Consider the following 11992-nt stretch of genomic DNA (forward strand, 5'->3'; position numbering starts at 1 on the left):
GTTCGACGTGGATGGGCGCGCTGCCGGGATGGGCGTGGGCGCGGGACCTCGTTTTGATGACGGCCGTCTCCGGATCGAAGCCCGCCGCACCCGCCTCGGCGGAGCTCAGGCCGGTCCGGGCGACCTCCAGGTCGAAGACCTTGAAGACTGCGGTGCCGGCGATCCCCGGAAGCCGGGATTCGATCCCGCAGACATTGTCCGCGGCGGCCCATCCGGCCCGGTTGGCCCGGAGGGCGAGGGGGATCCACACGCGCTCGCCGGTCACCACGTGAAAGGCGTCGGCGCAGTCGCCGGCCGCATAGATAGTGGTGTCGGAGGTGCGGAGGGTCGTGTCGACGGCGACGGCGTCCCGGGGGCCCAGGGCCAGGCCCGCCTTCGCCGCGATCCCGCTGACCGGGGTGACCCCCACCGCCGCAAGGACCATGTCGCAGGGGATGGCGGTATCGCGGGAGACCACCTGAAGGCCGCCCCCGGGACCTGCCGAGATCCTCTCGATTTCATGGCCGTCAAGGATGCCGACCTTGTTGGCCGCAAGCTCCTCCCGGACCCGGTCGGACAGCTCCCTCGCCATCCAGGGGAGCAGCCCGGGCCGGGGTTTGATCATGTCGACGGAGACCCCCCGGGCGGCCAGGGCCTCGCACATTTCGAGGGCGATGTATCCCATGCCGATGATCACGGCCTTTTCCACCTTTCGGGAGGCGAGATACTCCTTCAGTTTCCTGCCGTCTTCGAGGTTTTTCAGCACCAGAACGCCGGGCAGGTCAATTCCCGGGATCTCTGGCCGGATCGGCGCGGCACCCGTGGCGATAAGCAGCTTGTCGTAGGGGATGGCAAAAGGCCTGCCGTCCGGATCGACACCGCTCACCCGGCGGGTTGCGGGGTCGATCTCCAGGGCCTCGTGGCTGAGGCGGATGTCGATGCCCTGCTTATCTTGGAACACGCGGGCGCTGCGGACGACGAGGTCGTCCATGCCGCGCTCGGGATCGGCGATGTTGTAGGGCATGCCGCAGGCGCTGTAGGAGACGTCCCGGGTCATTTCCAGCACGGTCACCCGGATGTCCGGCCGATGTCGCTTGGCCCGGCTTGCGGCGCTCATTCCCGCGGCGTCGCCGCCGATGATGACAAATTCCATGGGAACCTCCTTGGGGTGTAGGGTCGGTGGATCGCGATGGCGGATCGATTCAGGGTCGAGAGCCTATCATATTTCACGCCTGAAGGGGAGCTTTTCTCTATGGATTCCCTGTAGGCCCGGGCGCCCCCTCGGGGGAAAACGGGCATGCCGCGCGGTGGCGCGGTCTTGGGCGCGGGGCTCATGTCGCGGGAGGGTCTGCGGGTTCGGGGCACCGGTCGATTTGACGGGCGTTCAACTGGCCGCACGCCGCGGAGATATCCTGCCCCTTGCTGTAGCGGATGACGGCGGTGTAGTTCCGGTCGGTCAGGATCTTCTGAAAACTCAGGACCCTGGCTTCGTCCGGGCGGCGAAAGGGGCTCTCCCCGTAAGCGTTGAAGGGGATCAGGTTGATCTTGGCGCGGATGGGAGCAAGAAGCCGGGCGAGCCCGCGGGCGTCTTCATCCCCGTCGTTGACGCCGCCGATCAGGATATACTCGAAGGTGATGCGTCTTCTGGGCTTGAGCGGGTATTCCCGGCACGCCGCCATCAGGACCTCGATGGGGTATTTCCGGTTGATGGGCATCAGAAAGTCGCGGGTCTTGTTATCTGCCGCGTTTAGTGATACTGCAAGGTTCACGTCCGTCTCCAAGCCCAGCCGGCCCAGCTTCGGGGCAATGCCTGCGGTCGACACCGTGACCCGCCTGGACGAGAATTTTAGGCCGCTTTCGGCGTCCAGGATCACCCCGAGGGCGTTGATGACATGGGTGAGGTTGGCCAGCGGCTCTCCCATGCCCATGAATACGATGTTGGTGAAGCGCCTCGGGTCGGCGGCGGGAATCTCCCTGACCGCGTCCCGGACCTGGGCGACGATCTCCCCCATGGTGAGGCTGCGGATCAGCCCCTCCCGGGCGGTGAGGCAGAATCGGCAGCCCTGGGCGCACCCGACCTGGCTCGATATGCAGAGGGTGTAGTGCTCTTTTTCAGGAATCAGAACCGATTCGACGAAGCGGCCGTCGGTGAGCCGCAGGAGGTATTTTATCGAGCCGTCCCGTGAAAATTCGACCCGGGACTTCCGGAGCCGTCCGATGACGAACTGTTCGGCGAGCTGATGGCGGAGCGGTTTGTTCAGATCGCTCATCTCCTCGAAGCTGTCGGCCTGGCACTGGTAAACCCACCGGAAGATCTGCGCGGCCCGATAGGGGGCAATCCCCCTTTCCTCAAGCCAGCGGGCGAGATCCTGCCGGGTGAGTTCCTTGATATCTGTGGGTATGGGTAGATGGCTCATTTTACAAAGTTTTCTTCAACATAGCGTGGGATAATTTTCCTTGACATTACCTTGTTCGTATATTAAATTCAAGAATTTTAATTTGGAGTGAATCTGGTGCGGGTATGTTTGACAGTCTGAGCGGCAGGCTCGAGGGGGTATTCAAAAAGCTTAGAGGGCACGGCAAGCTTACGGAGAAGAACATCGAAGAGGGGCTCAAGGAAGTCCGGATGGCGCTTCTCGAGGCCGATGTCCATTACCGCGTGGCCAAGAAATTCATTGCCGATGTGAAGGCGCGGGCGCTGGGTCAGGAGGTCATGAAAAGCCTGACGCCGGGCCAGCAGGTCGTCAAGATCGTCAACGAGGAGCTGACGGGCCTCATGGGCGATAGCTGCGCCGATATAGATCTCTCCGGCGCCCGGCCCGTATCGGTGATGCTGGTCGGCCTCCAGGGGTCCGGCAAGACGACGACATCGGGAAAGCTTGCGGTCCACCTCAAGAAGAAGGGGCGGAATCCGTATCTTGTCCCGGCGGACGTATACCGCCCGGCGGCCATTGATCAGCTCAAAAAGCTGGGGACCCAGATCGGGGTGCCGGTATTTCCGTCGGAGGCCCACATGGATCCGGTGGATATCTGCGACAAGGCCCGGACCGCGGCCCAGAAGCAGGGGTGCGACGTGCTTCTGCTGGATACCGCGGGGCGCCTCCACCTGGATGCCGAGTTGATGGCCGAGCTCGTCCGCATCAAGGAAGCGGTGCTTCCCTCGGATATTCTGCTGGTGGCCGACGCCATGACGGGCCAGGATGCCGTCAATATCGCAGAATCCTTCAACAACACCCTGGATATCGGCGGGGTGATTCTGTCCAAGATGGACGGCGACGCCCGGGGCGGCGCGGCCCTCTCCATCCGGGCCATCACGGGAAAGCCCATCAAATTCATCGGGGTCGGGGAAAAGCTCAGCCAGCTCGAAGCGTTTCACCCCGACAGGATCGCCTCGAGCATTCTGGGCATGGGGGATGTGCTCACCCTCATCGAGAAAGCCCAGTCGATGATCGACGAAGACAAGGCGGCCGAACTCGAGAAAAAACTCAGAAAGAGCCAGTTCACCCTGGATGATTTCCGGGATCAGATGGTTCAGATCCGGAAAATGGGGTCCCTGACCGACCTGATCGGCATGATCCCGGGGATGAAGAAAAACAAGCAGTTCAAAGACCTTGATGTCGATGAAAGGGAGCTCGTCCGTGTCGAGGCGATCATCAACTCCATGACGCCCCACGAGCGGGCGCATCATCAGGTGATCAACGGGAGCCGGAGAAAGCGGATTGCGCGGGGAAGCGGAACCCAGGTGCAGGACGTGAACCGTCTCCTGAAAAATTATACTCAGGTCATGAAAATGATCAAAAAACTCAACAAAGGCGGCATGCGCGGCTTTGGCCGGGGAATGCTGCCGTTCTGAAAGGAGACGTCGGAAGCAGTATGTCTATGAAAATCAGACTCGCCAGACATGGCGGAAAAAAGAGGCCTTTTTACCGTATTGTTGTCGCAAATATCGAGAGCCCGAGGGACGGGCGGTTTCTCGAAGTGGTCGGCACCTATAATCCCCTGCCCGATCCGGAGATCGTGACCCTCAAGGATGATCGGGTCAAATACTGGATGTCCCAGGGTGCGGAGCCGACGAATACCGTCAAGAACATTCTCAAGAAAAAAGGGCTTTTTGCCAACACGTGATCGTTTCCCTTGACCCCTGATTCTCAACAGCCAACGAAGGAGGCGGAGCCATGAAAGATCTCGTTAAGTATATTGCCCAGGCACTGGTTGACAATCCTGATCAGGTATCGGTTGAAGAAGTGGAGGGGAATCAGACCTCCGTACTGGAACTGAAAGTGGCGAAAGAGGATCTCGGGAAGGTGATTGGGAAGCAGGGCCGGACGGCAAGGGCGATGCGAACGATACTTAGCGCGGCTTCCGCGAAGGTCAAAAAACGTACGGTGCTTGAGATTTTAGAGTAGGGCGGTGAAGGAAGACGCCTGTTTCATCATCGGGAAAATCGTCGGGGTTCACGGGGTGAAGGGAAACCTGAAGGTGCACCCCTACATTGAATCCATCTCCCTCCTGGAAGCCGGGGAAACGATCTTCGTCGGGAGCCCCGAAGACGAGGAGGGTAAATTTGTGATTCGGTGGGCCAAGCCCCACCATCGGACCATCCTCATGGCTCTTGCGGATGTCGAGGACCGGGATGCGGCGGAAAAATTGATCGGGATGGATCTGTTCATTGAAAAATCCCGCCTGCCGGATCTGGAAGAAGGGACATACTACTGGTCGGATCTTGTCGGTCTGGACGTCTTCACGACGGATGACAGATATCTGGGAAAGATTGCATCCATATTCCGGACCGGGAGCAACGATGTCTACGTGGCCCGGAACGGGAGGGAAGAAACGCTGATTCCGGGGCTTGCTTCCGTGGTGAAATCGGTGGACCTGGAAAAGGGCTGCATGACCGTGGCGCTGCCCGAAGGCCTGATGTGATCGAGGAGGCATCCTCCGGTTAGACCGGGCGCGGGATTGCCGGGCGGGATGCAAACGATGAATTTTGTGGTACTGACCATTTTCCCGGAAATGTTTACCCCGTTCTGGGAGAATGGCATGATAAAGCGCGCCATTGAAGGGAAACATATCTCCGCGTCGGCTGTCGACATTCGTCAATTCGCGTCGGACAGGCACCGCACCACGGACGACAGGCCCTACGGCGGCGGGGCGGGCATGGTGATGAAGCCCGAGCCGCTGGCCGAGGCTATCCGGGCAGCCAAAAAGAGCTCCCCTTTTTCCAGAACGGTTCTCATGACCCCCCAGGGGCGGCGGTTCAGCCAGCCCTTGGCCCATGAACTCGCCGGGGAGGAGGGGGTTATTTTTGTCTGCGGTCGGTATGAGGGGGTGGACGAGAGGATCTTCAGCGGGTATATCGACGATGAAATCTCCATCGGCGATTATGTCCTCACTGGGGGCGAACTCCCGGCGATGATCGTCATCGACGCCGTTGCCCGGCTCCTGCCGGGGGTGCTGGGCGGGAGCGACTCCGCCGAAAAGGACTCGTTCTCCGAGGGCCTGCTGGAGCATGCCCATTTCACCCGGCCCAGGGAGTTCGAGGGGCACGGGGTGCCGGAGGTCCTGCTTTCAGGAGATCACCGGGCGATCGAGCGCTGGCGGACCGAGACATCCCTGATCCGGACGTTCCTCAAGCGGCCGGACCTCCTGGAAAACAGGCGCTTCACGCCCCGGGAGATCGAGATCTTGAGAAAGTGGTGCGCTGGGATTGAGAGGATCATTGAAGCCCAATCTTTACCTGGCGCTGGTTCATTATCCGGTGGTGAATAAAAACGGCGAGATTGTCGCCGCCGCCGTGACGAACCTGGATCTGCACGACATCGCGAGATTGGCCAGGACCTACGGGGTCAGCGCTTTTTATGTGATCACCCCCCTGGACGATCAGAGAAAACTGACCCGCCGCATCATCTCCCACTGGGTGGAGGGGGGCGGCGCAGATTACAACCCGGCCCGGGGGGAAGCGCTCTCCATCGTCCGGGTAAAGAAGACCCACGGGGAAATGATCGAAGAGATCACGGCAAGGGGTCAGGGCACCCCAAAAACGGTGGTGACCTCCGCCCGGAAAGCTCCGGACAGCCTGACCTACGGGCGGCTTCGCTGCCTTCTGCACCGGGGGGGGCCTTACGTGCTCACCTTCGGAACGGCGTGGGGCCTTTCGGGGGAATATGCCCGGGCGGCGGATTATCAACTGGATCCGATCACCGGGGGGACGAATTACAATCACCTGTCCGTCAGGTCCGCGGCATCCATCATCGTGGACCGCCTGCTGGGCGGATCGTGTGAACAACACCAACATACCGATATGGTTGAGTAGAGGGAACTATGAAAGCATTGGAAAAATTGGAAAGGGAACTGATGCGCCTGGACGTGCCGGATTTCATTCCCGGAGATACCGTGAAGGTGCACGTCAAGATCAAAGAGGGTGAGAAAGAGCGCATCCAGGTATTCCAGGGGGTGGTGATCGGCCGGCATCGGGGCATGGTCAATGCCACCTTTACCGTGAGAAAAGTCTCTTACGGCATCGGGGTCGAGCGGATTTTCCCGCTGCACTCCCCCATCATCGACAGGATCGAGATCGTCAGCAAGGGACGGGTGCGGCGATCGAAAATCTACTACCTGCGCAAGCTCCGGGGAAAAGCCGCCCGAATCAAAGAGAAGCGGGTCAATTAGTCCCTCGCACGCTATGTGGTCATTTGAAGAGGACGCCCGGCGGAACGGTTTTTCAAGGATCGCGGGCGTTGATGAGGCCGGCCGGGGCCCCCTGGCCGGCCCCGTCGTTTCCGCCGCCGTCATTCTGCCCGGCGGGGCGCGGGGGGATGCCGCCATGGCGGCGTATGTCCATGAGATCAATGATTCCAAAAAGCTGACGCCCCGAAAACGCGAATGGCTGTTTGAATGCATTCAGCGCGATGCCGCGGGCATCGGCGTCGGCATCGTGGATGCCGCCGAGATCGACCGCATCAACATCCTTCAGGCCGCCCTGCGCTCGATGGCCCTGGCCGTGAAAAACATCGCCCTGAGGCCGGGTACCCTGCCGCCGGATTACCTGCTGATCGACGGAAATTTTCCCATTCCCGCAGACCTTCCCCAGGAATCGATCGTCCAGGGGGACGGGAGGAGCGCTTCCATCGCCGCCGCCTCCATCGTTGCAAAGGTCACGCGGGACAGGCTCATGGAAGACTACCACCGTGGCTATCCCCAGTATGGATTTTCCGGCCACAAGGGGTATCCCACCCGCGCGCATCGACTGGCCATTGCAGCCCACGGCCCGAGCCCGATCCACCGCAAAACCTTCAAGGGGGTCCGCGAATATGTTGAATAGGCCCCAGCGCTTCGGGCTCGCCGGCGAATCCCTGGCGGCGGAAATCCTCGAGGGATCGGGGTACCGGATCCTCACCCGGAATTACCGGACGAAGATGGGGGAGATCGATATCATCGCCCGGGACGGGGAGGTCCTTGTCTTCGTGGAGGTGAAGGCCCGCGCGGGCTCAGGCCTCTACGGAAATCCCAAATATGCCGTCAACCGGGCCAAGCAGCGGCGGATCTCCAAGGCCGCCCTCCACTACCTCAAGGAGACCGGCCGGATGGGCTGCCGGGCCAGGTTCGACGTGGTCTCCATCATCTCCAGGGGGGAGGGCGGCGTCCGGTGGGAGATCGTCAAGAACGCCTTTGAGCTGGCCTATGGCTGACGGTTGCGTAAAACGTCCGAGAACTGCGTTACGTGCATCCCTCTTCACTGCGACGTACTGTAACTACGTTTCATTCCGAGGGATTCCCAAGCCTTGTTCTTGAACTTCCTGCGAAACCGTCTACAACCGGATGGGATATCCGAGGCGGGCGGCGAAATTTTCGGGGTATCCGGCATCGAGGATCTTCCGGGCTGCCGTCTCAATATCATAACGGACAAATCGCACCTCCACGGAACTCAGCGCCGAATCCCAGATGACATATTTGGCCCGGTTGTCCCCGTCCCGGGGCTGCCCGACGGCGCCCACGTTGACGAGGTATTTCCTGTCGGCGCCCAGGGCGAAGGTTCCCCGGGTGAACGGCAGAAGCGCCGCCGCGTCTCCCGTGACGCAGACCAGGGCAAGATCGTGGGTGTGGCCGATGAAGCAGCGGGTCTCGTCGATTCGGTCAAACGCGCGGCGGATCTTCCGTTCGGACATCTGGTGCAGGTAGAGCACGGGGGACCGCGGCGGAAACCCGTGGACGAACCGGCATCCCCACTGAACCCGGGACGGCTCCATCCCGCGGATCTCCGTAACGGTCCGCTCCGAAAGACCGGAGAAGATTGTCTTCAGTGTCGACCGGACCTGCGGGTTGAACCATCTGTAAAACCGGGGCGATTTTACCGCCAGCTCATGGTTTCCGAGGACCGAGGGAATGCCGCGCTCCCGGATCAGGGCCATCACCTGCTCGGATTCGGCGCCGTATCCGATATTGTCCCCCAGAGAGACGATCCGGTCGACGGCCGCAGCGTCGATATCCGCAAGAACGGATCGAAAGGCCTCCATGTTGCCGTGGGTGTCCGCGATGACGGCAAGACGCATGGGATTCCCTCAGGCGCCGGGAGGGAGGAAATTGAGGTACCAGTCAATGAGGCGGGGGCCGAAAAAGACATAGGCCGCGGCCCCCGCGGACAGGAAGGGGCCGAAGGGGACCGCGAGCTTCATGTTTTGGCCGCGGAGGATCATGATCCCGAGGCCCACCAGGGTTCCGAGGGCGGAGCTGGCGAACAGGGTGAACAGCACCCCTTTCCATCCGATGAGCGCGCCGATCATGGCCAGGAGCTTGATGTCTCCCCCGCCCATGCCGTCGGCCTTCTTGACGGCGCTGTAGGCCCAGGCGACGGCATAGAGGCTCCCGCCCCCGATCAGGATCCCCAGGAGGGAGTCTTTCACGGTCATGGTGGGCAGGAGAAGCGATGCCAGAAAGAAGACTGGAATTCCGGGGAGGGAGATGACGTCGGGGATGATCCTGTGGTCGATGTCGATCAGCGTAACCACCCAGAGGGCGGAGAGAAAGGCGAAGTAGACAAGGGACTGAGCCGTCGGCCCGAAAGCGGCGTAGGTTGCGGCCGCCGTGAGCCCGCTGGCCATTTCGACGGACGGATATCTGGGGGAGATGGCGGCGGCGCAATGGCGGCACCGCCCCCGGAGCAGGATGTAGCTCAGCACGGGGATGTTGTCGTAGAACCGGATCGAATTTCCGCACCCCGGACAGGCCGACGGCGGATGAATGATCGATTTTTCGAGAGGAATCCGAAAAATGCAGACATTCAGAAAACTGCCGATGGACAGTCCGAAGATGAAGATCGTCGCATACATCAAGAAGGTCGGATTGGTTGCCGTAAGCTGAAACATCGTTGCTGGCCCCTGAAAAGCCGGTTGCGTAAAAAAATCATCCATGACCTAGTTTTCCAAAAAAATCAAGGATCATGTTGTCAAAGAGAAAATATGCATTAGCTTACTCCCTGAAATTATGTGGTTGCGCTGATCATCGCGGTGGACATCGTCTCGTGGGATGCGTTGGACACGGCAAAAGGGGTAGCGGAGACAGGAGAGGGAATGGCCGAATCGGATAAGGATGATCTGATCAGTATTATAGAAGAAGAGGAAGAGGATATGGATATCCCGGAAGCGATGCCGCTGATGCCGGTCCGGGATGTGGTCATATTCACGGATATGCTGCTGCCGCTCTTCGTGGGGCGGAAAAAATCGGTGCGGGCGGTTGAGGAGGCGGTTGCCAACGACGGCTTTCTGATGCTGGTCACGCAGCAGGATCCCGGGAACGAGAATCCCAAGCCCGAAGAGATTTTTTCCGTCGGGACGGTGGGTCGGGTCATCCGCATGCTGAAGCTTCCGGACGGGCGACTCAAGGCGCTGGTGCAGGGCGTGGCCAAGGCGCGGGTGGTGGAGTATGTCCGCAAGCGGTCATGGTATCATGTCAAGATCAGCCTCATCGAGGACCAGCCGGTCCCGGAGAACGATCTCACCCTGGAGGCCTTAAAGCGCAACGTCCGGGAATACTCCGAAAAGATCATGACCCTGCGCGGGGAGATGAGCAGCGACGTCGGGGCCATTCTGGAGAGCATCGAAGAGCCGGGGAAGCTGGCCGACCTCGTAGCGTCGAACCTGAAGCTGAAGATTCAGGAATCGCAGATGATTCTGGAAATCACCGATCCGGTGGAGCGACTCAGAAAGGTCAATGAGCTCCTCTCCAGGGAGGTGGACCTTTCCGCCATGCAGGCCAAGATACAGTCGGACGTCAAGGACGAGATCTCCAAAAGCCAGCGGGACTATTATCTGCGGGAGCAGGTGCGGGCCATCCATCGGGAGCTTGGGGAGATGGATGAAAAGGCCCTCGAGATCGAGGAATACAAGCGGCGCATAAAAAAGGCCCGCATGGGGAAGGACGCCAGGGAGGAGGCGGAAAAGCAGCTCAGGCGCCTTGAGCAGATGCACCCCGACGCCGCCGAAGCCTCCATTGTGCGGAACTACCTCGACTGGCTGGTCGAGCTTCCCTGGCAGAAGGCCACCAAAGACCATTTCGACATTCCCGGGGCCAAAAAGATCCTGGACGAAGACCATTTCGGCCTGGACAAGGTCAAGGAGCGGATCCTCGAATACCTGAGCGTTCGCAAGCTGAATTCTGAAACCAAGGGCCCCATCCTCTGCTTCGTGGGTCCTCCCGGGGTGGGCAAGACCTCCCTGGGGCGGGCCATCTCCAAGGCCATGCGGCGGAAGTTCTTTCGCATCTCCCTGGGCGGGGTGAGGGACGAGGCGGAGATCCGGGGTCATCGCCGCACCTATATCGGCGCCATGCCCGGCCGCATCCTCCAGGGGCTCAAGCAGTGCGGCAGCCATAACCCCGTGTTCATGATGGACGAGATCGACAAGCTCGGCTCCGATTTCAGGGGGGATCCGTCCTCCGCCCTGCTGGAGGCCCTCGATCCGGAGCAGAACGCCAATTTCAGCGATCACTACCTGAACCTCTCCTTCGATCTCTCCAGGGTGATGTTCATCCTGACGGCCAACATGACCGATACGATCCCGTCGGCCCTCCTGGACCGGATGGAGGTGATCCGCCTTTCAGGGTACACCGAAGAGGAAAAGATGGGCATCGCGGAAAAGCATCTTCTGCCCCGTCAGATCAAAGAGAACGGCCTCAAGCCCAAGAACCTCTCCATCGCGGACAAGGCCATGCGCCAGATCATCAACGAATACACCTCGGAGGCGGGCGTCCGGAACCTGGAGCGTGAGATCGGAAGCATCTGCCGAAAGGTGGCTCGCAAACTGGCGGAGGGGGGGAAAGGGCCGTTTTCCATCACCCGGGCCAGCCTCCAGAAATACCTCGGGATTCCCCAGTACTACCCCGAGATGGACCAGGAGGAAAGCCAGGTGGGCCTGTCCACGGGGCTCGCCTGGACCGAGGTCGGGGGGGATGTGCTCTATATCGAGGTGTCCCTGTTCAGCGGCAAGGGAGACCTTCTCATCACCGGGCAGATCGGCGAGGTCATGCAGGAATCCGCCCGGGCCGCCGTCACCTACGCCCGGGCCAACATGGACCGGTGGGGGGTGGACGAGTCGTTTTTCGAAAACCAGGACATCCACATCCATGTGCCGGCCGGGGCCATTCCCAAAGACGGCCCCTCCGCGGGGGTTGCCATAGCCGCCGCCCTTATATCGGTCATGACCGGCAGGGCGGTGAACAAATACGTGGCCATGACCGGCGAAATCACCCTGAGGGGCCGGGTGCTCCCCATCGGCGGCCTCAAGGAAAAAGCCCTGGGCGCCCTCCGGGGCGGGATCCGGACCGTGATCCTGCCCGAAAAAAACAAGAAGGACCTTTCCGAAATTCCCGCAAACCTCAAGCGGAAAATGAAATTCATCACGGTCAGGCACATGGACGAAGTGCTGCCGATCGCGCTGGAGGAGGCCTCGACGAAGAAAAAAAGCGCGGTCCGGAAGAAACCCTCGTCCAAGCCCCCCAAGGCCGTGGAGGCCTGAGGGAG

14 protein-coding genes are annotated in these 11992 nt (G+C 60.7%); 10 read left to right on the plus strand and 4 right to left on the minus strand.

Going from position 1 to position 11992, the window contains the following annotated elements:
* Together ACEW8N_RS04160 and rlmN are read right to left on the minus strand one after the other, a co-directional pair.
* On the minus strand, positions 1 to 1132 hold a 1132-nt coding region (locus ACEW8N_RS04160), incomplete at its 3' end, for an FAD/NAD(P)-binding oxidoreductase (protein WP_373498542.1).
* A gap of 178 nt (positions 1133 to 1310) precedes the next feature.
* Positions 1311 to 2396: a 23S rRNA (adenine(2503)-C(2))-methyltransferase RlmN gene (gene rlmN, locus ACEW8N_RS04165; RefSeq protein WP_373498543.1), complete on the minus strand. Its 1086-nt coding sequence runs from the start codon at positions 2394 to 2396 to the stop codon at positions 1311 to 1313.
* A gap of 104 nt (positions 2397 to 2500) precedes the next feature.
* On the opposite strand from rlmN, the gene ffh reads away from it, so the two are divergent.
* Genes ffh through ACEW8N_RS04210 form a run of 9 tightly spaced genes read left to right on the plus strand, consistent with a single transcriptional unit; the run spans position 2501 to position 7667 of the window.
* Positions 2501 to 3832 (plus strand): signal recognition particle protein, encoded by a 1332-nt coding sequence (gene ffh, locus ACEW8N_RS04170; RefSeq protein WP_373498544.1) that lies wholly within the window; start codon positions 2501 to 2503, stop codon positions 3830 to 3832.
* A 20-nt stretch (positions 3833 to 3852) separates the two neighbouring features.
* Positions 3853 to 4104 carry a 30S ribosomal protein S16 gene (gene rpsP, locus ACEW8N_RS04175; protein WP_373498545.1) on the plus strand — a complete coding sequence of 84 codons (252 nt, stop codon included), beginning with the start codon at positions 3853 to 3855 and terminating at the stop codon, positions 4102 to 4104.
* 50 nt (positions 4105 to 4154) lie between these two features.
* Positions 4155 to 4385, plus strand: coding sequence for a KH domain-containing protein (locus tag ACEW8N_RS04180; protein WP_373498546.1), 231 nt, complete (start codon positions 4155 to 4157; stop codon positions 4383 to 4385).
* Positions 4386 to 4389: 4 nt separating this feature from the next.
* On the plus strand, positions 4390 to 4902 hold the full coding sequence (rimM, locus tag ACEW8N_RS04185; RefSeq protein ID WP_373498547.1) for a ribosome maturation factor RimM: 513 nt from the start codon (positions 4390 to 4392) through the stop codon (positions 4900 to 4902).
* A 57-nt stretch (positions 4903 to 4959) separates the two neighbouring features.
* Complete coding sequence (gene trmD, locus ACEW8N_RS04190; protein ID WP_373498548.1) at positions 4960 to 5748, plus strand: tRNA (guanosine(37)-N1)-methyltransferase TrmD; 789 nt, start codon at positions 4960 to 4962, stop codon at positions 5746 to 5748.
* Positions 5699 to 6292 (plus strand): RNA methyltransferase, encoded by a 594-nt coding sequence (locus ACEW8N_RS04195; RefSeq protein WP_373498549.1) that lies wholly within the window; start codon positions 5699 to 5701, stop codon positions 6290 to 6292. Before trmD ends, ACEW8N_RS04195 begins: the two co-directional genes overlap by 50 nt.
* Positions 6293 to 6300: 8 nt before the next feature.
* The gene (gene rplS, locus ACEW8N_RS04200) at positions 6301 to 6648 is read left to right on the plus strand and encodes a 50S ribosomal protein L19 (RefSeq protein WP_373498550.1); all 348 of its coding nucleotides are present in this window, start codon (positions 6301 to 6303) and stop codon (positions 6646 to 6648) included.
* Positions 6644 to 7300, plus strand: a complete 657-nt coding sequence (locus tag ACEW8N_RS04205; RefSeq protein ID WP_373498571.1) for a ribonuclease HII — start codon at positions 6644 to 6646, stop codon at positions 7298 to 7300. Before rplS ends, ACEW8N_RS04205 begins: the two co-directional genes overlap by 5 nt.
* Positions 7290 to 7667 carry a YraN family protein gene (locus ACEW8N_RS04210; RefSeq protein ID WP_373498551.1) on the plus strand — a complete coding sequence of 126 codons (378 nt, stop codon included), beginning with the start codon at positions 7290 to 7292 and terminating at the stop codon, positions 7665 to 7667. The genes ACEW8N_RS04205 and ACEW8N_RS04210 overlap by 11 nt, the downstream gene beginning before the upstream one ends.
* 120 nt (positions 7668 to 7787) lie before the next feature.
* On the opposite strand, the gene ACEW8N_RS04215 is transcribed toward ACEW8N_RS04210, so the two are convergent.
* Both ACEW8N_RS04215 and ACEW8N_RS04220 read right to left on the minus strand, forming a co-directional pair.
* Complete coding sequence (locus ACEW8N_RS04215) at positions 7788 to 8528, minus strand: metallophosphoesterase (protein WP_373498552.1); 741 nt, start codon at positions 8526 to 8528, stop codon at positions 7788 to 7790.
* Between the two features lie 9 nt (positions 8529 to 8537).
* Positions 8538 to 9341 carry an A24 family peptidase gene (locus ACEW8N_RS04220; protein ID WP_373498553.1) on the minus strand — a complete coding sequence of 268 codons (804 nt, stop codon included), beginning with the start codon at positions 9339 to 9341 and terminating at the stop codon, positions 8538 to 8540.
* Positions 9342 to 9545: 204 nt separating this feature from the next.
* Between ACEW8N_RS04220 and lon the strand changes: the two genes are divergently transcribed.
* Positions 9546 to 11987 carry an endopeptidase La gene (gene lon, locus ACEW8N_RS04225; protein WP_373498554.1) on the plus strand — a complete coding sequence of 814 codons (2442 nt, stop codon included), beginning with the start codon at positions 9546 to 9548 and terminating at the stop codon, positions 11985 to 11987.
* Positions 11988 to 11992 lie beyond the last annotated feature (5 nt).

This window comes from Desulfococcus sp. (assembly GCF_041737845.1).
Taxonomy (GTDB): Bacteria; Desulfobacterota; Desulfobacteria; order Desulfobacterales; family Desulfococcaceae; genus Desulfococcus.